Annotated in this window: 15 protein-coding genes; 6 read left to right on the top strand and 9 right to left on the bottom strand. The window is 64.1% G+C overall.

The window, feature by feature from the left end; genetic code table 11:
* Position 1 precedes the first annotated feature (1 nt).
* Genes ACQ4WL_RS26430 through ACQ4WL_RS26420 form a run of 3 tightly spaced genes read left to right on the top strand, consistent with a single transcriptional unit; the run spans position 2 to position 2,371 of the window.
* A complete protein-coding gene (locus tag ACQ4WL_RS26430) occupies positions 2–400 on the top strand; it encodes a cupin domain-containing protein (RefSeq protein WP_436512542.1) in 399 nt (132 codons plus the stop codon).
* Positions 397–1,641 (top strand): RhtX/FptX family siderophore transporter, encoded by a 1,245-nt coding sequence (locus ACQ4WL_RS26425; protein ID WP_436512540.1) that lies wholly within the window; start codon positions 397–399, stop codon positions 1,639–1,641. The genes ACQ4WL_RS26430 and ACQ4WL_RS26425 overlap by 4 nt, the downstream gene beginning before the upstream one ends.
* Positions 1,642–1,687: 46 nt before the next feature.
* Positions 1,688–2,371, top strand: coding sequence for a helix-turn-helix domain-containing protein (locus tag ACQ4WL_RS26420; RefSeq protein WP_436512538.1), 684 nt, complete (start codon positions 1,688–1,690; stop codon positions 2,369–2,371).
* On the opposite strand, the gene ACQ4WL_RS26415 is transcribed toward ACQ4WL_RS26420, so the two are convergent.
* Together ACQ4WL_RS26415 and queC are read right to left on the bottom strand one after the other, a co-directional pair.
* Positions 2,349–3,260, bottom strand: a complete 912-nt coding sequence (locus ACQ4WL_RS26415; RefSeq protein WP_436512536.1) for a sterol desaturase family protein — start codon at positions 3,258–3,260, stop codon at positions 2,349–2,351. The two genes, ACQ4WL_RS26420 and ACQ4WL_RS26415, sit on opposite strands and share 23 nt — an antisense overlap.
* An 81-nt stretch (positions 3,261–3,341) precedes the next feature.
* Positions 3,342–4,055, bottom strand: a complete 714-nt coding sequence (queC, locus tag ACQ4WL_RS26410) for a 7-cyano-7-deazaguanine synthase QueC (protein WP_436512534.1) — start codon at positions 4,053–4,055, stop codon at positions 3,342–3,344.
* 223 nt (positions 4,056–4,278) lie between these two features.
* Here queC and ACQ4WL_RS26405 point away from each other — a divergent pair, with 223 nt between their 5' ends.
* Positions 4,279–6,198 carry an autotransporter assembly complex protein TamA gene (locus tag ACQ4WL_RS26405; RefSeq protein WP_436512532.1) on the top strand — a complete coding sequence of 640 codons (1,920 nt, stop codon included), beginning with the start codon at positions 4,279–4,281 and terminating at the stop codon, positions 6,196–6,198.
* Positions 6,198–10,622: a translocation/assembly module TamB domain-containing protein gene (locus tag ACQ4WL_RS26400; protein WP_436512530.1), complete on the top strand. Its 4,425-nt coding sequence runs from the start codon at positions 6,198–6,200 to the stop codon at positions 10,620–10,622. Before ACQ4WL_RS26405 ends, ACQ4WL_RS26400 begins: the two co-directional genes overlap by 1 nt.
* Before the next feature lie 114 nt (positions 10,623–10,736).
* Here ACQ4WL_RS26400 and ACQ4WL_RS26395 read toward each other — a convergent pair whose 3' ends face one another.
* Both ACQ4WL_RS26395 and ACQ4WL_RS26390 read right to left on the bottom strand, forming a co-directional pair.
* Positions 10,737–10,976, bottom strand: a complete 240-nt coding sequence (locus ACQ4WL_RS26395) for a hypothetical protein (protein WP_034753464.1) — start codon at positions 10,974–10,976, stop codon at positions 10,737–10,739.
* A 230-nt stretch (positions 10,977–11,206) separates the two neighbouring features.
* Positions 11,207–13,702 (bottom strand): alpha/beta hydrolase family protein, encoded by a 2,496-nt coding sequence (locus tag ACQ4WL_RS26390; protein WP_436512528.1) that lies wholly within the window; start codon positions 13,700–13,702, stop codon positions 11,207–11,209.
* Positions 13,703–13,891: 189 nt separating this feature from the next.
* Here ACQ4WL_RS26390 and ACQ4WL_RS26385 point away from each other — a divergent pair, with 189 nt between their 5' ends.
* The gene (locus tag ACQ4WL_RS26385; RefSeq protein ID WP_436512526.1) at positions 13,892–14,410 is read left to right on the top strand and encodes a CcdC protein domain-containing protein; all 519 of its coding nucleotides are present in this window, start codon (positions 13,892–13,894) and stop codon (positions 14,408–14,410) included.
* A 10-nt stretch (positions 14,411–14,420) separates the two neighbouring features.
* On the opposite strand, the gene ACQ4WL_RS26380 is transcribed toward ACQ4WL_RS26385, so the two are convergent.
* Genes ACQ4WL_RS26380 through ACQ4WL_RS26360 form a run of 5 tightly spaced genes read right to left on the bottom strand, consistent with a single transcriptional unit; the run spans position 14,421 to position 21,190 of the window.
* Positions 14,421–15,194: a hypothetical protein gene (locus ACQ4WL_RS26380; RefSeq protein WP_436512524.1), complete on the bottom strand. Its 774-nt coding sequence runs from the start codon at positions 15,192–15,194 to the stop codon at positions 14,421–14,423.
* 39 nt (positions 15,195–15,233) lie between these two features.
* Entirely contained in the window at positions 15,234–16,253 is a 1,020-nt protein-coding gene (locus ACQ4WL_RS26375; protein ID WP_436512522.1) for a DUF4424 family protein, read from the bottom strand.
* Positions 16,253–19,084 (bottom strand): ATP-binding protein, encoded by a 2,832-nt coding sequence (locus ACQ4WL_RS26370; protein ID WP_436512520.1) that lies wholly within the window; start codon positions 19,082–19,084, stop codon positions 16,253–16,255. The genes ACQ4WL_RS26375 and ACQ4WL_RS26370 overlap by 1 nt, the downstream gene beginning before the upstream one ends.
* An 8-nt stretch (positions 19,085–19,092) precedes the next feature.
* The gene (locus tag ACQ4WL_RS26365; protein WP_436512518.1) at positions 19,093–19,827 is read right to left on the bottom strand and encodes a hypothetical protein; all 735 of its coding nucleotides are present in this window, start codon (positions 19,825–19,827) and stop codon (positions 19,093–19,095) included.
* A complete protein-coding gene (locus tag ACQ4WL_RS26360) occupies positions 19,820–21,190 on the bottom strand; it encodes a hypothetical protein (RefSeq protein WP_436512564.1) in 1,371 nt (456 codons plus the stop codon). The genes ACQ4WL_RS26365 and ACQ4WL_RS26360 overlap by 8 nt, the downstream gene beginning before the upstream one ends.
* Positions 21,191–21,373 lie beyond the last annotated feature (183 nt).

The following is a 21,373-nucleotide window of genomic DNA, read 5'->3' as shown; positions in this document are numbered from 1 at the left end:
CATGAACGACGACAACTTCACCCTTTTCCCGCTCGACGGCCACCTGCTGGCCTTGCACGCCGATGCGCTGGCCCTGGCCATCCCCTACCATGCGCGCGGCAAGAGCCGCGCCGACTGGATCATCGGCGTCAAGCACGTCAGCGACGCCCAGTCCGTGCACGGCGACCATTGGGAACGCCACCCGCGCGGCGATGAAACCCTGTGCCTGCTCGAAGGCAGCATCGAACTGGTGCTGCAAGCGGATGACGGCGCGCAACGCCGCATCGCCTTGCAGGCGGGGCAAGCCTGCATCGTGGCGCGCGGCACCTGGCACCGGCTGAAAGTGCACGTCCCCGGACGCCTGCTGTTCATCACGCCCAGCATCGGCAGCGAACACCGCAAAGTGGGCGGTGCCGCATGAGGCCGGCACTGCAGCGGGCTCACCTGTGGCTGATGGTGGCGGCCCTGTACTTCACGCAGGGCGTGCCGCTGGGCCTGGCCATGGAAGCGCTGCCGGCCATGCTGCGCCGCGACGGCGCGCCACTCGACGCCCTGGCCTTTTTGCCGCTGGTGGGCTTGCCATGGGTCCTGAAATTTCTGTGGGCGACGCAGGTCGACAACCGCTGGAATGCTCGGTTGGGCCGGCGCCGCAGCTGGCTGCTGCCGATGCAGGCGCTGGCCACCGCCTGCCTGCTGGGCGCAGCCCTGCTGGGGCTGTCGGCCGCCACCGCACCGCTGATCGTCGCCCTGGCCGCTTGCGGTTCGCTGGCCAGCGCCACGCAGGACATCGCCACCGACGGCCTGCTGGCCGAACGCTTCGAGGGCGCCGCGCTGGGCCGCGCCAATGCCTTGCAGGTGGGCGGCACCATGGTGGGATTTTTCACGGGCGGCTCCGGGGTATTGATGCTGTCGGGCATGTTCGGCCAAGGCGTGGCGCTGCTGGCGCTGGCGGTGATCAGCACCGCCAGCCTGGCGCTCGTCGTGCTGTGGCGCGAAAATCCACTCGTGGCCGCGCTGCCCGCATCGGTCCTGGTCCCGGCTCCGGTATCGGCGCCGCGCCAGGCCAGCTTGCGCGGTTTTATTCGCCGCCCCGGTGCGCCGGCGCTGCTGGGCATCGCCTTTTTATCGTCGATGACGGCCGTGGCCGGCTATGGCCTGTCGAAACTGCTGCTGGTCGACGCCGGCTGGCCACTGGAAGAGGTCGGCAAGGTGGGCATGGCCGGCGGCATGATCACCGTGCTGCTGGGCTGCGGCGGTGGCGCCTGGCTGATCGGCCGCCATGGCCCGCAGCGCATCTTCCTGCTGGGCCTGTGCGCCTCGGCGGCCGCTGCCGGCCTGTGGCTGTGGCTCGCTGCCATGCCCGCGCCCCTGCCGTCCAGCCTGGTCTGGCTGGCGACGGCGCTGGGCTGCTTTGGCGCCGGCTGCGCGTCGGTATCGATGCTGACCATGGCGATGCAGTTTGCCCGTCAGAGCGGCCAGGCGGGCACGGACATGACGGCCGTGCAAAGCATGCGCGACGGCGGCGAAATCCTCACCTCGTCCACCTTGACGGGCGTGGCGGCCAGCGCCGGCTATGGCGGCAGTTTCACGCTCGGCATCGTCTGCGCGCTGCTGGCCATGTGGCTGGCGCGCCAGTTGGCGCAGCAAAGCCAGCTGGCCTGAGCGCGCTGCTGTACAGTACTGGCGATTGCAGACACAGGAGCATCGCTTGCACGACGACCGCTGGCAGGGAAGCTTATGGCTGGCGCCGGACTTTGCCATCCTGCATGGCGCAGTAGGCGCCACGGACAGCCACGCCCATTACGCGCACCAGCTGATGTTGAGCACGGGTGCGCCCTTCACGGCAGAGCTCGACGGCATCGTCTACACGGCGCGGCACTTGCTGATCGAGAGCCTGCACCCGCACGCCATCCTGAGCGCGCCAGCCCCCATGCTGACCATCTATGCGGAACCGCAACGCCTGGGCGGGCCGGCCTTGCTGGCGGCGGCCGGCAGCGCAGGCGCGCCCAGCCTGGACAGCCTGGCCGCCGCGCTGCAGGCACAGCCACGGGAAATCCTGGCCGACGCACGCGTGCAGCGCGCGCTGGACCAGGTCGATGCGCTGCTGTCGGGCAAGGTCAGCGCGGCCACCGTGGCCGAGGCGGCGCATTTGTCGCTGAGCCAGCTGGAACGCCTGTTCAACGCCCAGCTGGGCTTGCCCGTGCGGCGCCTCGTGCTGTGGCGCCGCTTGCGCCTGGCCATCCGCTATATTTTGCTCGGCAGCACCCTGACGGATGCGGCCCACGGCGCCGGCTTTGCCGATGCCGCGCATTTTTCGCGCACCATGCGCAGCCTGTTCGGCGTGCGCGCCGACCGCAGTTTGCGCCAGCTCAACGTGAGGCTGCTCGATTGAGTGCCTGCTTCAAGCCGGCCGGCAGCTCGGGCGCGCGCACGCCCTCTTCCGCGCGGAACGGTTCCAGCAGTTGTGCCCCATACGCGAGCGGGTAATCGGGACGGCTGCCGATGCCCAGGTCCTCGCCCCGCATGCGGTAGCCGGGTGCATCGAAGGCGGTGCCCAGCAAGCGATCCCAGCAAGTAAAGAACAGGCCGAAATTCACGTCGCCGGCCGTGCCGTATTTCATGTGGTGAAAACGGTGCAGGGGCGCCCAGGCAAACACGTGACGCAGCGGCCCCATGCGCATGTCGACATTCGCGTGCTGCAGCAACAACTGGATCGCCACGGCAAACGCCAGCACGGCCATGACACGCTCCGGTATGCCCAGCAGCAACAAGGGCAGCATGCCGCCCGCCGCTTCCAGCAGCAGGTGCAGCGGGTGCTTCATCCAGCCATTAAAACCGTACAGGCGCTGCACGCTGTGGTGCACGGCGTGCAGCTTCCACAGGAAATAATAGCGGTGGCTCAGGTAATGCACGAGCGTGATGCCGCAGTCGGCGATGAGGATCGCCAGCAGCAATTGCCCCCAGAACGGCAACTGGCCGGGCCAGAACGGCCCCAGCGCCAGGTGTCCTGCCAGCAGGGGAAAAGCAGCCAGCCCCAGCAGATACAGTGCTTCGTTGACGAGTGCGTGCAGGCTGTCGCGCCAACCATCGCCGTAATCGTGGTTCCACGCGCCGTCATACGGCAAATAGCGTTCGGCAAGAAAAGAAGTGAGCAGGGCCAGCAGCAGCAAGGGCGGCAAGACCCAGAGAGAATAGTGGCACACCGCCATCAGGTAACTGGCGGCGCCGATGAAGCCGGCCCAGAAGACGGGGCCGTACAGCGCGGCAAAGAGGGATTTCATGGCAAGGTGCTCCTGTGGCAAAAACCACAGCATGGCTTGCACTCCTGCCGCGCCGCTTGAAGAAACGGCGCAATCTGTTGTTTACTTGGCCGCCTTGCGCGCAGCGTATTGCTGGTAGCCATTGGCGCGCAGGGCGCAGGCGGGGCAAGTGCCGCAGCCATAGCCCCAGTCGTGCAGCTCGCCCCGCTCACCCAGATAGCAGGTGTGCGTACCGCTACGTATCAGGTCGACCAGCGGTTGGCCGCCCAGGTCTTCCGCCAGGTCCCAGCTTTGCGCCTTGTCCAGCCACATCAGGGGCGTTTCCAGTTTCAAACGCGTGTTCATGCCCAGGTTCAGGGCCACTTGCAGGGCCTTCATCGTGTCGTCGCGGCAATCCGGGTAGCCGGAAAAATCCGTCTCGCACATGCCACCCACGAGCACCGTCAGGCCGCGGCGATACGCCACGGTGGCGGCCACTGTCATGAACAGCAAGTTGCGCCCAGGCACGAAGGTGTTCGGCAAGCCGTTTTCCTGCATGACGATCTCGACGTTCTGCGTCATGGCCGTATCGGAAATGGCGGAAATCAAAGACAGGTCTATCATGTGATCCTGGCCCAGGCGGCTGTCCCACTCGGGCGACTGCTGGCGTATCTGCTCGAGCACGCCGGGACGCACCGTCAGTTCGATTGCATGCCGCTGGCCGTAATCAAAGCCGATGGTTTCCACGCGGCTATAGTGTTTCAAGGCCCAGGCCAGGCAGGTGGTGGAATCTTGTCCACCGCTAAAGAGCACCAGTGCGGAGTCCGTTGCTAGCATAATTTCTTTCTTTTCAGTTTTACTCTGTTGCAATCGTGCGCGAGGAAACGTAATTCCCAGCGCAAAAAATACTTATTCGTCCGCCATCAGTTTACCTATTCCGGTAACATGCAGTCAGCATTTACTCATCTGGAGCATCATGTTTTCTGCACGACCCATACGGCATACAGCTGCCGGCAAGGCGATACGACCACGAATTTTGGCACAAGTAGTGACAAAAGTAATGGGGCAACTGACACTGGCGGCCGCCGGCAGTGTCATCTTGATATGCCCGCTCGCCCAGGCCCGCGCGCAGGAAGCTACGCAAGAGCTCCCGCAAGACGCCGTTGCAGACACCCCCGTCAGCACGGAAGCGGCGCCCGCGCCGCTGCAGTACGAGGTCAAGGTCAACGCGCCCGGCGGTCTCGATGAGTTGCTCGAAAAAAACCTGGACCTGGAACGTTTCCGCGGCAACCCGCGCATGGACCGCGAACAATTGCAGCGCCTCGTGCGTGATACGCCTGAGCAAGCCAGGAACCTCGTCGCCACGGCCGGTTATTACACGCCCGTCGTCACGGTGCGCGTCGATACGACGGGCGCCAGGCCCGTCGTCATCGTCGACGTCGATCCGGGCGCACTGGTGACCATCGACAAGGTCGAGCTGGAATTGCGCGGCTTCGATCCCACGCCGCCGCTGGCCGCTTCCGAAGCGTATGATACGGAAGCGCTCAAGCGCAGCTGGCCGCTGAAAACGGGCAGCGTGTTTCGCCAGGCCGACTGGGAAGCGGCCAAGCGCGCGCTGCTGCGCGAAGTGGTGCAGACGCGCTATCCGCGCGCCCAGCTGGTCGATACGCAAGCCGTGGTCGATCCGGAAACGCACAAGGTCTCGCTCCTGGTGGTGCTCGACAGCGGCCCCGAGCTGCGCTTCGGCGAACTGCGCATTGAAGGCTTGAAACGCTACGATGCCAGCATCATCCGCAACCTCGACAAGATACGTCCGGGCGACTACTACAGCGAATCGGCGTTGCAATCGTTGCAGGCGCGCCTGCAGGACACGGGCTACTTTGCCAGCGTGGAAGTGAGCGCCGACATGAGCAGCATCCTCAGCGAGCAGATCGCAGCGGGCCAGGAAAGCCAGCAAGCCGAGGCCGAAGCTGCCAGCGCCGGTGCCGCCACCGCAACCAAACCCGTCAACCGCGGCCCCGCGCCGCTGCTGCCGCTGGTCGTGCGCGTAACGGAAAACAAGCAGCAGAACGTCAGCGCCGGTCTCGGTTTCAGTACGAATACGGGGAATCGCGCCCAGCTCAACTATGACAACCTGAATGTGTGGGGCACGCGCTTCAAGAGCGCGATCACCATGGAAACGAAGAAACAGACGGCGCACGCCAACTTCTATTTCCCCACCACCGAACGCGGCTACAACGACAGCGCGGGCGCCTCGTTCGAGCGCAGCGACATTTCCAACGAAATCACGGCCGTCACCACCATCTCGGCCAAGCGCAACTGGGGCGGCACCAAACTCGAACGCAGCCTGACGTTCGAGTTCCTCAGCGAAGACAAGACTGTCGTCGGCCTGGAACAGACGCGCAGCAAGAGCTTGCCCCTGACCTATGCCATCACCAAGCGCAGCCTCGACAGCCTGCTGTTCCCCACCAAGGGCTATGTCATCAATGCCCAGGTGGGCGGCGCCCTGCTGCCCGTGCTGACGGACGAGCGCTTCGTGCGCGTGGCCGGCAAGGCCGTGTATTACCGTCCGCTCGGTGAAAAAGGCGAGCTGATCGTGCGCGGCGAAATGGGCGCGCTCGGTTCGAAGGAAAAACGCGGCGTGCCGGCCGTCTATCTGTTCCGCGCGGGCGGCGACCAGTCGGTGCGCGGCTATGCCTACCAGGAGCTGGGCGTCAAGGAAGGCGACGCCACCGTCGGCGGGCGCTACATGGCCACCGCCAGCGCCGAGTACCAGTACTGGTTCAAGCCGAAATGGGCGATTGCAGCCTTCTATGACGCCGGTAACGCGGCCGATACCGTCAAGGCGCTGACACCGAAATCGGGCTATGGCCTGGGCGGGCGCTACAAGAGCCCCGTCGGCCCCATCAATGTCGACGTCGCGTATGGCCACGCCGTCCAAGCTTACCGTTTGCACTTTTCTCTGGGATTCACTTTCTGATGTCCGATATGACTACCGAGGCGCCAAACGCCGTCCCTCCACCGCCAGCGAACAAACCGCGCCGGGCGTTGCGCTACCTCCTGATCGCCGTCGCCAGCCTGGCCGTGCTGCTGGGCGGCGCCTTCTGGTTCCTGGGCCGCGAATCGACCTTGCAGATGCTGGTGCAAAAAGTGGCCAGCGCCAGCGGCGGCGAGATCGCAGTGTCAGGCGTGTCCGGCTCGCTGTACAAGCGCATGCACCTGGGCCACGTCAGCTACCGCAGCAAGACGCAGCACATCACGGCCGACAACATCGACATCAACTGGTCGCCGTTCCAGTTCTTCTCGGAAGGCATCGCCATCAGCGAACTGCACGTGGCCAGCCTGTCCGTGGCAAGCACGGCGCCCTCCGACGAACCATCGACGATGCCCACCAGCCTGGCTTCGCCCTTCAAGATCGGCATTGCCGACGCGCGCCTGGACAAGGTGACCTTGGTCAGCGCGGGCGGCAACACGGTGTTTGAAAAGATCCATTTCAGCTTGTCGGGCGACAAGACGCAATGGCAGCTGGAAGACGCCTCGGCCTTGACGCCGTTCGGCCAGGCCACCGCCAGCGCGACGATGGCCGCCACGCAGCCGTTCAAGCTGTCAGGCAAGGCCGGCTTGACGCAGCTCAACGCCGCCGCCGGTGAAAAACCCGCTGCCCTCGTTTTGCAACTGGGTGGCGACTTGAACGTGCTGAACGTGACGGCCAAGGGCAGCGCGGGCGCGGCCACGGCCGACGCCCAGCTGGCGCTGGCGCCGTTCGACCCCGTCATCATCCTGCGCTCGGCCAGCATCCGTGGCCGCAACATCAATCCGGGCAAGTTTGACGCCACCCTGCCGCAGGCGGACCTGAGCCTGGAACTCGACGCCGCTATCGATACGCGGCCCAACGCGCAAACGGTGTCGGGCAAGCTGGCCATCCTCAACCACGCCACGCCGGGCCCCATCGACCAGCAAAAGCTGCCGCTGCGCCAGTTCGAGGCGCGCCTGGGCGGCACCCTGACGGCCACCACGCTGGAATCGGCCATCATCGATTTCGGCAACGCGGGCAAGTTCACGGGCAGCGGCAAGCTCAACCGCGACGCCGCCGACGCACCCATCGGCACGGCGCAACTGACCTTGCACACGGACAAGATCGACTTGCAGCACATTTACAGCAGTATCAACAGCACCAAGATCGTCGGCGACATCGTGCTCGACAGCGACGGCAAGACGCAAACCCTGCGCGCCAAACTGGGCGAAGCCAAGCTGCGCCTGGACGTGGAAGCGACGCTCGCCGATTCGCTCGTGCAATTGCGCAAGGCAACCTTGCAAGCAGGCAAAAGCAGCGTCAACGCGACGGGCCAGATCAGCCTGAAGGACGAGCAGCCATTCAAGGCCGTGGCCAGCACCAGCCGCTTGAACCCGGCCGACTTCGGCGCCTTCCCCGTGGCCGACCTGAACCTCGACGTGCGCGCCTATGGTCACGTGGCGCCAACATGGCTGGCGAATGCGGACTTCACCGTGCGCCCCAGCAAGCTGCTCGACCAGCCCCTGTCCGGCAAGGGCAAGCTGACGGCCGATGCGGACCATTTCAGCGGCATCGACGTGCAACTGGCGCTGGGCAAGAATAATCTCACGGCCAAGGGCAACTTTGGCGGCGCCGGCGAAAAACTCCACTGGAATGTCGATGCGCGCCAGCTCTCTGCCCTGCAGAGCGACTTGCTGGGCGCCGTGCAAGCCAGCGGCGTGGTGCAGGGCACCCTGCAACAGCCGCGCACGACGTTCGTTGCCGATGCAAAGGGATTGGGTCTCAGCAGCGGCAAGCGCCCTGCGCCGGACAGCGCCATCCACGCCAGCGGCGACGTGGGCTTGACGGGGCCGAAGCAGGCAGCGGAATTGAAAATGACGGGTTCCCTGCAAAAGATCAACCCGGCCGCCTTTGGTACATCACTACCCAACGGCAACGTGAATGCGGATTTCACCGGCAGCGGCCGCTTGAGCGGCGACTGGCAGGTGGCCCTGAACCTGGGTCTGCGCGAATCGACCCTGCAAAACGCGCCGCTGGCCGGTTACGCCAAGTTGTCGGCCAACGCGAAACGGGTCGACAGCGTCGATGCGGAATTGCGCCTGGGGCCGAACAGCCTGCTGGCCAAGGGCGCGCTCGGTGGCGCCACCGACAAACTGACGTGGAAACTCGACGCGCCGCAACTGTCGACTCTCGGTCCCCGCTTTGCCGGCGTGCTGCACGCGGCCGGCTCCGTCTCGGGCAAGATGGACGCGCCCGCCGCGCAACTGACGCTCGACGGCCGTGACCTGACCTTCTTTGGCGACCAGCAATTGAAGTCCATCAAAGGCAGCGCCAGCGTGGGCGCCGGCCAGGGCGCGCTCGCCCCCATGGTCAGCAGCCTGGACATCACGGGCTACAGCACGCCCACCTTCAAGCTGGCCAGCGCCCGCCTGGGCACGACGGGCACGCGCGGCAGCCATAACGTCAGTTTGACGGCGCGCAATGACGATTTCGATGCCACCGTGCAAATCCGCGGCAGCCAGAGCGGCTCCAACTGGACAGGCATGATCGACAGCCTGCAAAACAAGGGCCGCTATGCGCTGGTGCTGCAAGCGCCCGTGCCCGTCAAAGTGGCGGGCCCTGCCGGCAGCGGCGTGGCGGGCCTGGGCCAGCCCGAGCAGATCAGCGTGGGCAATACCGTCATCAAATTGCCAGCAGGCAGCATCAGCATGCAAAGCCTGGTCAAGAACGGCCCCCGCTGGACCAGTTCCGGCCAGGCGGCCGGCGTGGCGCTGACCTATCTGGCGCAAGTGATCCCCGCGCTGCAGGCCAATGCGCGCAGCGACCTGACCCTGGGCGCGCAATGGTCGCTCGACATGCAAGTGCCGACGGCGAAACAGAAAGACCCTTCCCTGGCCGGCATGCTGCACCTCTACCGCGAAAAAGGCGACGTGACGGTGGGCGTGGAACAGCCGCTGGCGCTGGGACTGCGCACCCTCGATGCGCGCATCGACGTGGCCAACCAGCAGCTGCGCCTGGCCGTCAAACTCGATGGCGCCCGTGCGGGCCAAAGCGACATCAATGCCACCGTGCAAATGCTGGGCGGGCGCATCAGCAACGACAGCGCCCTCTCCCTGACGGGCACCACCAATATCGATACACTGGCGTGGCTGGCGCCGCTGACGGGCCAGCCGGGCCTGGAGCTGGGTGGCGCCTTGAAATTGGCCCTGTCCGGCAGCGGCACCATCGGCGCGCCGCAATTGAATGGCGACATCAACGGCAGCAAGCTGCTGGTGAACTGGGCCGACCAGGGCTTGAAATTGCGCAATGGCGTGCTGCAAGCCAAGCTGGCCGGCGATCAATTGCAATTGCAGCGCCTGAGCTTTGACGGCGGCGATGGCAAGGTGCAGGCAGATGGCTGGGTACGCTTTGCAAATGGCGAAGCGAGCCTGGAACTGAAACTGATGGCCGACCGCCTGCTGGCGCTGTCACGCCCCGACCGCACCCTGATCCTGTCGGGCAACAGCACCCTGGTGCGCAACGACAAGCGTTTCAGTTTCGACGGCAAGTTCAAGGCCAACCGCGCGCTGATCGAACTGGCGCCGCAAGATACTCCCACGCAAAGCAGCGACGTGGTGGTGCTGGGCAAGGAAGTCAAGGGCAGCAAGGAGGCGCCTTCGCTCCCGCTGAATATCGACCTGGAATTTGACCTGGGCAATGCCTTCCACCTGCGCGGCATGGGCATCGATGCCGACCTGGCCGGCAATGTGCGCGCCAGAGTCATCAACCGCGCCGCGCCGCGCGTGACGGGCAGTATCAAGGTCGTCAACGGCTTGTATGCGGCGTATGGGCAGAAGCTGTCGATCGAACGGGGCTTGATCGCCTTCACGGGCGCCTACGACAACCCGTCGCTGAACATCCTGGCCGTGCGCAAGCGCCCCGAGGGCGAAGCGCTGTCGGAAACGAATGTGGAAGCGGGCGTGGAAGTGCGCGGCACGGCCCAGGCGCCGACAGCCAAGCTGGTGTCCACACCGAGCGTCTCGGACAGCGACAAACTGGCCTGGCTGATCCTGGGCCATGGCGCGGAAACGGCGGCCGGCGATGAAATGGCCCTCTTGACGACGGCGGCCGGCGCACTCTTCGGCGGCTCCGGCGGCGGCTTGCAGGGCAAGCTGGCCAATTCGCTGGGCCTCGACGAAGTGGGCCTGTCGCAGGCGCAAGGGCTGGAAAGCACGGTCGTCACCGTCGGCAAGCGCCTGTCCTCGCGCGCCTACCTGACGTTCGAGCAAGGCACCAGCACCGCGACGAGCCTGGTGAAACTGCGCTACAAACTGAACCGCCGCATCACCTTGCAATTCCAGACGGGCACCAACAATGCGCTGGACGTGTTGTATACGTGGGCGTTTGATTAGAGTGGCGGCCAACAATGTTGTCGGATTACGCGTGGCGTTGCCGCGTTAATCCGACACCACCAGAAACAACAAAGGGCGCCTCGGCGCCCTTTTCTTTGCTCTGCTGCAAACAGCTTATTCAGCCACGTCGAGCCCCCGCTCGATCATGCCTTCGACATACGCGCGCAGATATTGTTCCAGCGCGGGGCCGGACAGCACGTTGGCCGTCAGCGCGCCGTGCGGCGAGCCTTTCAGCACGCCATCGTGGTACACGCGCGCAATCCAGGCCACGTCCGCGCCCTGGGTGTAATCGAGTTCATAGTCAAACGATTCTCCGCTGACTTTGCGTGTGTAGACTTCCTTGACAATTGCCATCTGAAACAGCCTTTCTTGAGATTAACTGGGGTGCGGGTGCGGCACCGGATCGTCCTGCGGCACCGGGTGCGCGGGCCCCGGATGGTGCCCGGGCGCTTCTTGCGGCTCCGGCGCCGGCATGGGCTCATCGACGGGCGCCGGGTCGGGCGCGCGGTGGGCGTGGATGACGGACATGGCTGGCCTCCCTGCAGACAAAGGAAGACCATACCACGAGATGCGCGCCGCTGCCCTTATTTGCCTGCCGGCTTGATGTCGGCGGCCGGCGGCGCCGCGTTCTTCACATATTTCTCCAGCCAGTTGTTGCTTTCATACAGCATCTGCATGATCGATTCGCGCGCGCGGTAGCCGTGGCTTTCGTTCGGCAGCATCACCAGGCGCGCCGTACCGCCCAGTCCCTTGACGGCCTGGAACATGCGCTCGCTCTGGATGGGGAAGGTGCCCGAGTTGTTGTCCTGCTCGCCGTGGATCATCAGCAATGCATCCTTGATCTTGTCCGCATAGTTAAACGGCGACATGGCCTGGTAGACGGCTGGCGCCTGCCAGAACGAACGCTCTTCCGACTGGAAGCCGAACGGCGTCAGGGTCCGGTTGTAGGCACCGCTGCGGGCGATGCCGGCGCGGAACAAGCGCGTGTGCGCCAGCAAATTGCCCGTCATGAAGGCGCCATACGAGTGGCCGCCGATGGCAATGCGGTTACGGTCGGACACGCCACGGCGCACCACTTCTTCGACGGCCGCCTCGGCGTCGGCCACCAGTTGCGGCAGATAGGTGTCGTTCGGCTCCTGCTCACCGGTTCCCACGATAGGAAACGATGGGTTGTCGAGCACGGCATAGCCCATGGACAGGAAGGCGGCCGGCCCCCAGTAGCTGACGGCATTGAATTTGTACGGAGAACCAGTGGTCTGGCTGGCCGCACTGGCCGTCTTGAATTCCTGCGGGTAGGCCCACATCAGGGTCGGCAGCGGGCCGTCGCGTTTCACGTCGTAGTTCGGCGGCAACATCAATGTCGCCGTCAGGTCGACACCGTCGGCGCGCTTGTAGCGGATCAGCTCTTTCTGCACGTCCTTCAGTTGCGGCAAGGGATGGGGAAAGTGCGTGAGGGGCGTCAATTGCGCGGCGCCCTGCTGTTTCAGGTTGCGCACAAAGTAATTTGGCTGCACGGCAGGCGATTCGCGCGTCGACAGCAAACGGCTGCCGTCCTCGTCCAGCACGGCCACCACGTTTTCATAATACGGCGCGGCGCTCTGGAACAGGCGTTCCTTCTGTTTCGTCGCCAGGTTCAGGCGGTCGATGAAGGGGCGGTCGCCTTCCTTCGAGGCGCCCTGGCCGTCGAGCAGGATGGAACCGTCGACGGCGATGAGCAAGCGCGGCAAGCCGGCCGCATCTGCGCGCATGACGGGCTGGCCCGGATCGTTGTAGCGGTCTTCGAAGGAACCGGCGTACACGAGGTCGGCCGGCGTGGCCGGCTGATCCGGGGCGATTTTCCATTGCTTGACGGCGCGCGTCTTGTACCACGCCTCGCTGAGCAGGGCCAGGTCGCCGCGGCCCCAGGCCACGCCCGCATAACGCGAGCCCAGCCTGGCCAGCACGGCCGGCTTGGAAGTGAACGGCGCCGCCTGCGTGTAGACGATGTCGCGGATCTCGACCGCCTTGGCCGGGTCGCCGCCATCCTGCGCTTCGGCCCACACCAGGGTAGCGGGCGCATCGACGCGCCAGCTGACGGAGCGCACGCCGGCGGACACGGCATCATTACCTGGCGGCAGCCCTTCCTCCAGCGGCAGGGCCGCCACCGCGTGCTCCACCGTGCCATTCAGGTCGCGTACGTCGATCTGGTGAGCAAAGTCATGCGCCGGCACGATGTACGAATACGGACGCACGATGCGGGTCGTCAACAGGTGCTTGCCATCGGGTGAGGCCGACACGCGCGAAAACTGGCCGGGCTGGCCCACCAGGCGCTGCTTGCCCGCCATGTCCAGCAAGGCCAGCTGGACGGTAATGTAGTGTTCGAACAGCTGCGCATCCTGTTCGTTTTTCAACAGGTCGGGATAGGTGCGCAATTGCTTGACGCCGCCGCCCGGCACGCTGTCCTGGATGGACGGGCCCGTCGGGATGCCGCTCGCCACGGGCGCCGCGCCCAGCTTGGCCGGCTTCAGCTGCACCAGCAAGGTTTTGCTGTCGGGCATCCAGGAAAAGCCGCGGCCATACACGGCCGACAGCGATTGATTGCCCAGCTTGCGTGCCGCTTTCGTCTGCACGTCGAGCAGCCACAGTTCCACGCCCGATTCCTTCACGCCTTTGGCAGGATCGGCATAGGCGATATGCGTAAACGCCAGGTAGCGCTGGTCGGGCGACCAGGCCAGGTCGGCGATGCGGGGTGACGGGGGCAAGCCGCTGACCTTGATTTCCTTCTGCGTATCGATGTCGAGCAATCCAAGTCCCGTGTGGAAATTGAAGCGGCTGGCCGCATACGTGCGCGGATTGATGCGCAAGCCCGCCAGCTTCAGTTCCGGCTGCGCCACTTCGCTGATGCCGGGCAAGGATGGCGTGGGCAGCACGGCGGCCAGATTGCGTTTTGGGCTCAGGCTCAGGGTCGGCGCGCGCGGCGCATCGACGATAGCTTGCAGGGGCGCTGGCGGGGCTTGATAAGCGCCATCTTGCGCCATGGCCAGGGAAGACGAGGCCAACAGGCCGACAGTGATGGGCAGCAAAGGCAAACGCGTAGACATGAAACTCCAGTGTATGAAGGTGGCGACAACAAGCGAGCGCACCGCGCCGCTCATGGCGGCGCTTTGTGACAAGGCATAGTGCGTTCATGCCAAGTAAATGTCAACAAGCAACTTTTACCGTTTGACAAGCATCGCCGCCCGTCCCCATCTGGCTTACAATCGCTGTTTTACCCGCACCCGAATGCCTACATGGAAACCACTACCCTCGCCCTGCTGTTCCTGGTCCCGCTGCTGGTCTGGCGTATTTATTCGCGCCTGAAGAAACTGGTGGCGCGCCAGAAATCGCAGCTGTGGCGGCACTGGACGGTGGCGATCGCCTTGCCCGCGCTGCTGCTGTTCCTGGCGACGACGACGAAATTCGACGTCCTGCCCCTGTCCAGCCTCGGCGCGGCGGCGCTGGCCGGTGGCTGGCTCGGCGTGCTGGGCTTGAAGCTGACGCGCTTCGAACAAGTCGGCAAGGATTTTTTCTTTACCCAGCACCGCTACCTGGGCCTGGCCATCACGATGCTGTTCATCGCCCGCTTGCTGTACCGCGGTATGGAAATCTATATGAACTCGCGCCTGGACGTGCCTGTGCCGCCGCCACCGTTCGGCCAGAGCCCGCTGACCATGGCCGCCTACGGGCTCGTCATCGGCTACTACGCCGTGTATGCGTGGGGCCTGCTGCGCTGGCGCCAGCGCAACCAGCCACTGCAGGCGCCCGAGTAAGCCATATCCGTCAATAGTACTGGCACAGGCCTTCGCAGCTTGTCACCGCCAGCGCCTGGCGTATCGTCGCCAGCGCCGGTGCCAGGCCCGGATCGAGATCCTTGTCCGCATCAGCCAGGCTGGTCAGCAGGCGCTCGCGCAAGGGCGGCGCCATCAAATTGGCATTCGCCGTGGCGTGCTGCGCGGCCGCTTCCAGCATCATTTTCTTTTGCGCCACGTTCCAGAACGGCACCTGCACGAACTGCACTACGCCGGTGTACACAACGCCAGCATTCTTGCTGAACGCGCGTGCGCGCAGACGCTCGGGGCCGCTCACCGCGTCCGCTGGCTGGGCGCTGAATTCCTGTTCCATCAGCGCTATCAAATGGCCATGGCAATGCATGCCGAAAGCAAACAAGGTGCTCATTTCATCGCCATAATTGGCCAGGTTCTGCGTCACCTGTTCCTTGCGCGCCTGCTGCAGCTGCGGACCCGACAGCGGCAACGGCCATGCGAGGCCAAACGCATAGTATGTTTTTCCCAAGCGCATGGCCTTTTCGCACACGGCCACGCTCTGGTTCACGTCCTGCAGCGCGGCGACGGGCGCCTGGAACAGGCGCGGGCCGTCGGCGATATGGGCAAACAGCTGCGCCACGGCAGGGTCCCGCAGGCGCGGCAAGCCACCTTGTGGCGTCGCCTTGGCCATCAGCGCTTCCAGGCGCGCACTGGCTTGCTGGAAATCGGTATAGCTGTCGGCCCAGGCGGCGGGCGCGGCAAGCAGCGTACCCAGGAACAGGATACGCATGTGGCGATGAAGAATAACTGTTGGCAAGGCGATATCTTTCTATTTCTTCAGCAAATAATTGGTACGCAGCGCCGGCGCTTCGCCCGTATTCTCGCTGCCATTCTCGACATTGCCGAAGTACACGTTCAGATCCTGCTGCGGACGGAAATTGCGCAGCCTGACTTGCAAGGTGGTGGGATTGATCTTGGTAAACGTGCCAGGGAAGCACAGGCTGATCAACTCATCCGGCTTGCCCTTGACCAGGTTCAGGGTAAAGTCCTCGATGCCATTCTTCCAGGTGTTGCCAGTCTTCAGGATGTACGAGACCCACTTGGCATTGACGAAGCCGCCCTCGCCCTGTTGTGCCGCCAGGCGGTTCCACGTCTTGTAGAAAGCCTTGTCGCCGCAATATTTTTGTTCAAACTCCTTGCCTTCGCCCAAGTAGGAGGCACCCGGACCGGCGGCCACGAAGGGGGCATATTGATGGCGCACGCGCACCGTTTTACCGGCAGGGAATTTCTGCCGCCACTGATAGACCACCGTCACGGACCAGGCCGGCACCCATTCTTCGTCTTCGGACAGCTTGGCCAGCAAGCCTTCGGCGATCATGGCTTTTTGCTGCGCGGCGCTCAAGGGCGCCACCTTTTTTTCGAATGGGCTGAACGAGGGGAAATATGCGACTTGCGCGTCTGACAGGCCCAGCTGCGTCAAGCGCGTCGTCACGTCACGGCCGTCGAGTTTGGCGAGCAGCACGGTCTGGTAATCCTTGCGCTTGCCGTCGACCTCGATCGAAAACTGCCGCGGCTGGCCATAGTACGTGGGCGACTGGTGGTAGCCGGCCTCGTAGGCGGGCAGCGGAAAGATGATCGTCTCTTCCACATCTTTCGCCGATTCATTGAGAAATTCGTATTCGACCTTGATCAAGTCCGTGCTGACCGTCAGCACTTCCTTTTTCATGGCCACGGCGTCGGTCTTGCCGACGATAATGCCGCCGGCACTGACCGAACCGATGCCGTCATTGGCCATCGCTGGCGCCGAACACGCCAGCGCCAGCACGGCCGACAGCAGCAAGCGGCGCATCACGCCACCTTGCCCGCTACGGGCTCGACCCGGCGCTGCAGCACGAAAATCGGTTGCGCCCATTGGCTATCCTTTTTCTTCTTGCTGGTGATCAAGGTCAGCTCCGATGGATCGTAGACATCCGTGTTGTGCGTCAACGGCGTCGTCATCAGGTATTGCGCTTGCGTGTTTTTCAGGAACTCGCCGACCAATTGAATGTTGCGGATATCGAGGTGGGCAAACGGTTCGTCGATGAAGACGAAGCCGCCGGAACCGTCTTCCGATTTCAGCAAGCCGATCAACAGCACCAGCGACTTCATCACCTGCTGGCCACCCGACGCTTCGCCATCGTTCATGCCGATGACACCCTTGCCGTCGAACTTGAAGCGCACATGCAAGCCCGCCTGCGACAGCTGCACGTCGTCGTTTTCCAGGCGCACGGGGTCGGCATGCACTTCGATGCCGGCCAGTTCGCCCAGCTCCTTGATGTTCTTGCTGTAAGTCTTGATGGTGTAGCGCAAGCGTTCCATGTAGGCGCCACGGGCGTTGCCCGTCGCTTCGATGGCGCGGTTGTTCTGGTAGCGGCGCTCGTCCGTTTCCGACTGGCGGCCATGCAGCTGGTCCGACAGGCGGTGGTGCTGGTCGATGACGGTGGCGTCGAGTTCCCAGTCGTCGCGCGCCAGGCTGTTTTGCAGGCTGGCCACGCGCAAGTCCACCTGGTGCGCATTCTGGTGCTCGGCGACGAGCGCCGCGCGGCGCGCAGGGCGGCGCCAGCTTTTCGGCAAGTGGCGCCACGCATGGCGCAAGGCCAGCAAGGCGCGCGCATGCTCGGCACGCTGTTCGATCTGCTTTTTGTAACCGAGGCGCGAACCCGCTTCCGCTTCCGACAAAGCCAGGCGCGCATTCTGCCACACGGTATCGGCACGCGTGCGCGCCACGGTGGCGTTCTTGATGAGATTTTGCAACTCGCCCAAACGCCCGCCCACTTCCAGACGCTCTTCCTTGAGCGGCTTCGAATTGCGCAGCGCTTCGGCGAATTCTTCCTGGCGTGCGCTGAGCTCCTTGGCCGCGTCGACGCCGGCGATGCGCGCCTTCAGGGCGCCCACTTCGGCCGCCAGTTTCGAGATCGCCAGGGTCAAGGTGTCTTCCTGGCCTTCCAGGCCCGGCAAGGAGCGCAGCAGCGCTTCCAGGCGGCCGCTGCGGCCAGCCTGGCCGAAGCGGTAGCGCGACGCTTCCACGAACAGCGAACGGCCGCCGCGGCGTTCGCGGTGATACGCCTCGGGCGTGATCCACTCTTCGTGGTTGCCCAGTTTAAAACCCGCTTCGACGGAATCGACACGCGCAATGCGCGACAGCTGCTCGATCAGCCAGCTTGGCACGGGCGCGGAAAATTTCACCACGGCCAGCAAGCTCTCGTCTTTCGCCACCGGCGCCGTGACCAGCTCGGGCACGATGAAGTGGCGGTAGCGCTCCTTCTCGGCCAAACGGTAGGCGGCGGGCGCATCCTTGGCCTTGTCCAGCAAGACCACCGAAGCGTAACCACCCAGCACGCCTTCGACGGCACCCTGCCAGCGGCTGTCCGTCACTTCGACGATATCGGACAGCATCGCGTGGCTGATGCCCGCATCGCGCAGCGCGCGGCGCATGCCGCGTACATTGTCCGGTTCCGGCATGGCCGTCTTGCCTTGCAGCGCGGCAATCGTCGCCTGCTCGCCCGCGATGCGCGCCGACAGGGCGTCGCGCTGCTGGCGCTGCTGCAGCAATTGCGCTTCCTTCTGTTCCAGCTGCACCGCCACTTCGGCGATGTCGCTGCCCGAGTCCGCTGCCAGCTTGTGCAAACGATCCTTTTGTTCCAGCAGGCTGTCCAGCGGTTTCAGTTTTGTATTGATCAGCAATAGGCGACTCTGAAGGCCAATCGATTCCTGTTCCAGCAGGGTTTCGTTCATCTGCGCGTCGGACAAGGCCTTCGCCTGCGCCGCCAGCGCATTGCGTTTATCGGTCAGCTGCTGGTCCGCCTGCGCCATCGGTTTGCGCGCATCGCGCAATTGCCGGCTGGCCTGAGCCGCCTTTTCGCGCGCCTCGTGGTATTGCAAGCTGGGCAGCACTTCTTCCAGCAGGTTGCGGCGCTCTTTATGCAACCCTTCCCACTGGTGGTAATTGGCTACGCGCAGGCGCAAGCCTTCCAGGTTGGTCTTCGACGCCTCGAGTTCCGTCTCGAAGCGTTTCAGCTCCACTTCCGTATCGCGCTGGTGGCGCTTGGCTTCGTCGTAGGCGTCCAGCACTTCCTTGTCGCCGAAGACCTGGAACACCAGGTCGAGCAACTGGCGCGGCGCGTATTCGCACAATTTGTCCGTCTCGCCCTGCTCCAGCGCCAGTACTTTCGACATGGCCGGCGACAGGCCCGCATTGGCCAGGCGCTTGCGGTAGTTTTCCACGCCGAGCCAGTCGTTCGCGTCCGTGATGTCTTCGATCTGCACATTGCCCGGACGCATCAGATACTGGCGCTTCCAGTCGCCGCCATTCTTCTGGATCTGGCAAAACAGGGTCACTTCATCGTCGCTGAAGAAGCCGGAACTGCGGAACGGGCGGTTCGACAACTGCTTGCCCACGTTCTTGTTGTCGACCACGGCGCGCAGCCAGGCCGTCTGCTGGCCCGAATGGCGCGCATAGTGCTTGTACGTGCGCCCCATCGAGCAATCGAGGCCAAACAGGGTGCGCAAGGCGTCGAGCAAGGTGGTCTTGCCCGAGCCGTTCTGCCCCGCGATGGTGATGATCTTCGCGTCGAGCGGAATATTCTTGATGCGCTGCCAGTAATCCCAGTGCACCAGTTCAAGTGATTTGATATGAAACATGGGCGCTTTCAGTGAGGAAGGTCGGACGCAGGCTCGTCGCCGGCGTCTGGCAAGTCGCCGATGTCGGCGGACAGGTCGTCTGCCAGGTCGGCATCGGGGTCGATGGCCACCAGGCGTGCCGGTGCGCGCTTGAAGACGTCGGCCAGGGCGCCATTGATGATGCGCTCTTTCAAGACGTCCGTGTCCATCATCAGGTCCAGCAGCGGACCTTCCAGGATAAAATCGCCGCGCCGTTCGATGAAGCCCAGCTTGGCCAGGGTACCCAGATTCATGTCCATGCGCGTCTTCTTGCCCAGCTTGTCGCCGAAGTCCGACAGCAGCGCCTTGTAGGAAATGCCGATCGACGCGTCTTCCGCGCGCGGCAGCGGCTTTTCCGTGCCGAACATATCATTTTGATCGTCATCGGCATGCTGGTGCGTTTCCTGGCGTTCGCGCTTGGGCAGGATGATCTGCGCCCACAGCACCACCAGCAAGGCCACGCCATCGCGTGCCAGGCCGAAGTTATTGTTTTGCCAGACGTCGCGCGCGCCGAAAACCTTCGGCTCGATGGTGCGCGTCAGGGCCAGGGTGACATGGTCGGCATACACGTTGTCGAGCAATTTCAAGCCGCAGGCCAGCAGGCGCGCATCGATCTCGGCGCGGAACAGTTCGTCGGACAGCACACGCTTGACGAGCTTGTCGTCGCGGCGCAGGGTTTGATGCGTGAGCAGGCGCGCAATCAGGATTTGGGAATCGTCATTCATCGGCGGTGCCGCTATCTAAATCAAGTGAAACATTCAGTGAAAGCGAGGCGATCGACATGGCCGCCACGTGGGGGTCGGTCAGTTGGACCATCTCGTCGGTCGGTGTAAAGGTAATCGGCAGACGGGCCAGTTCGGCCGTCGAGCCTTGCAAGCTCGCTTCGGACACATCACCCAAGAGCGGCAGCATCGAGGCGCGGTAGGAGGCCACGGCAAAGCTGGCCGGCAGCAGCGAGTCCTGCACGGGAACCGATTTCGGTCCCTCTTCGCCGATGCTGGGGAAATTGCCCAGGCTGGCGAAGTTCGACAGGCGTTCGAGCAAGTCATCGAGTTCGAGTTGCATGGCGGGTCCGTCGCTGATGGTGGTGGGCGCGTCCTCGCCGCTGGGCAAGCCCGTGTTGATGACGCCTGCCGCCCGTTCGGACAGCAGTTCCGTTTCGGCCACGTCGATCATTTCGGCCGGCGTGGAGAACAGGGGCACGACAGGCTGGTCGATGGCGCCGTCGGCCAGGCTGGCCAGGTCGTCGTGCAGCAAGAGCCAGCGCTTGATGTCCGTGGTCGACAGGCCCGACTGGCCCAGGTGCACGCGCTGGCGCTCGATCTGGTTCAGGGCGCGCGAAAACATGCCTTGCATGTTCAGCAATTTACTTTGCGCGCGGCCGATCGCCTGCGCCGCCTTGTGCGTGGCGCTGTCCGCGTTTTCATCGGAAGTAATCGCCACGAGAATCTCGGAACCCTTCTCGACCCAGTCGCACGCCATGTTCCACTTCGCTTGCGCCGTGCGCAAACGAAATTCGGAGCCGGAGGCGATGGCGTCGGAAAACTCTTCCGTCAAGTCCACCAGACGCCCCAGTAAATGCTGGAGTTGCTCGACCGACACGCCGCCGACGGCTTGCGCGCCGGCCACCTGCGACAGCAGAAAACCCATTTCCGCTTCGTCTTCCGTCTGGCCCAGGCCAAGCAAGCTGTCGATGGCGGACAGCACATTGCGCGCCATCGGCGTGACGCGGTACACGCCCTGCTGCGCATCCCAGGCCAGCAACTGGTTCGAGCGCAGGCGCAGCAAGACCGTCTCCAGGCTTTCCGGCAACAGATACGCCAGTTTCGTGTTGATATCGGCGCGCGTATAGGCGGACGTGGCCGCATCGGACGCCAGCTCGCGCAACACCAGCAGCCGCACCAGCACGCCATCGAAACCGCCGTGGAACAGGGCCGTAAACACTTGCAGCAAGGGCTGCGCCCGCTTCAAGTGAAAAACTTGCTCGATCTCGTCGGCCGAAATATTGGGCTGGAAATGCGCCTGCAAGGAATCGTGATGCTCTTGCTCTGTCTGATTTGCATCCGTAGCCACGGCTGCACTTGCCATTATATCAATCATTCTTTTCCGGATGAGTGTTCAGCGGGCGGCGCAGCGGGCTAACGCGGCGCTGCGGGGCGGGGGCGTCAGTATATCAGTTCTGACATGCAATTCGACTGATCGCCGGAGGCGGCAGTCCGGGGTCAGACCCGCCTGGGGGAATGCCGTCCAATGGAAGGCATTCCAATCCGT

The sequence above is a fragment of the Janthinobacterium kochi genome, from assembly GCF_051380715.1.
Classification (GTDB): domain Bacteria; phylum Pseudomonadota; class Gammaproteobacteria; order Burkholderiales; family Burkholderiaceae_D; genus Janthinobacterium.
Note: the sequence above shows the minus strand (reverse complement) of the source record. Positions and strands in the feature narration are given on the sequence as shown.

What these genes read in the sequence shown, in the direction of transcription:
- ACQ4WL_RS26370 (WP_436512520.1), bottom strand. Translation starts at nt 19,084, where the DNA reads ATGTTTCATATCAAATCACTTGAACTGGTGCACTGGGATTACTGGCAG.
- ACQ4WL_RS26405 (WP_436512532.1), top strand. Translation starts at nt 4,279, where the DNA reads ATGGGGCAACTGACACTGGCGGCCGCCGGCAGTGTCATCTTGATATGC.
- ACQ4WL_RS26375 (WP_436512522.1), bottom strand. Translation starts at nt 16,253, where the DNA reads ATGCGCCGCTTGCTGCTGTCGGCCGTGCTGGCGCTGGCGTGTTCGGCG.
- ACQ4WL_RS26415 (WP_436512536.1), bottom strand. Translation starts at nt 3,260, where the DNA reads ATGAAATCCCTCTTTGCCGCGCTGTACGGCCCCGTCTTCTGGGCCGGC.
- queC (WP_436512534.1), bottom strand. Translation starts at nt 4,055, where the DNA reads ATGCTAGCAACGGACTCCGCACTGGTGCTCTTTAGCGGTGGACAAGAT.
- ACQ4WL_RS26385 (WP_436512526.1), top strand. Translation starts at nt 13,892, where the DNA reads ATGGAAACCACTACCCTCGCCCTGCTGTTCCTGGTCCCGCTGCTGGTC.
- ACQ4WL_RS26390 (WP_436512528.1), bottom strand. Translation starts at nt 13,702, where the DNA reads ATGTCTACGCGTTTGCCTTTGCTGCCCATCACTGTCGGCCTGTTGGCC.
- ACQ4WL_RS26360 (WP_436512564.1), bottom strand. Translation starts at nt 21,190, where the DNA reads ATGGCAAGTGCAGCCGTGGCTACGGATGCAAATCAGACAGAGCAAGAG.
- ACQ4WL_RS26425 (WP_436512540.1), top strand. Translation starts at nt 397, where the DNA reads ATGAGGCCGGCACTGCAGCGGGCTCACCTGTGGCTGATGGTGGCGGCC.
- ACQ4WL_RS26395 (WP_034753464.1), bottom strand. Translation starts at nt 10,976, where the DNA reads ATGGCAATTGTCAAGGAAGTCTACACACGCAAAGTCAGCGGAGAATCG.
- ACQ4WL_RS26380 (WP_436512524.1), bottom strand. Translation starts at nt 15,194, where the DNA reads ATGCGTATCCTGTTCCTGGGTACGCTGCTTGCCGCGCCCGCCGCCTGG.
- ACQ4WL_RS26430 (WP_436512542.1), top strand. Translation starts at nt 2, where the DNA reads ATGAACGACGACAACTTCACCCTTTTCCCGCTCGACGGCCACCTGCTG.
- ACQ4WL_RS26400 (WP_436512530.1), top strand. Translation starts at nt 6,198, where the DNA reads ATGTCCGATATGACTACCGAGGCGCCAAACGCCGTCCCTCCACCGCCA.
- ACQ4WL_RS26365 (WP_436512518.1), bottom strand. Translation starts at nt 19,827, where the DNA reads ATGAATGACGATTCCCAAATCCTGATTGCGCGCCTGCTCACGCATCAA.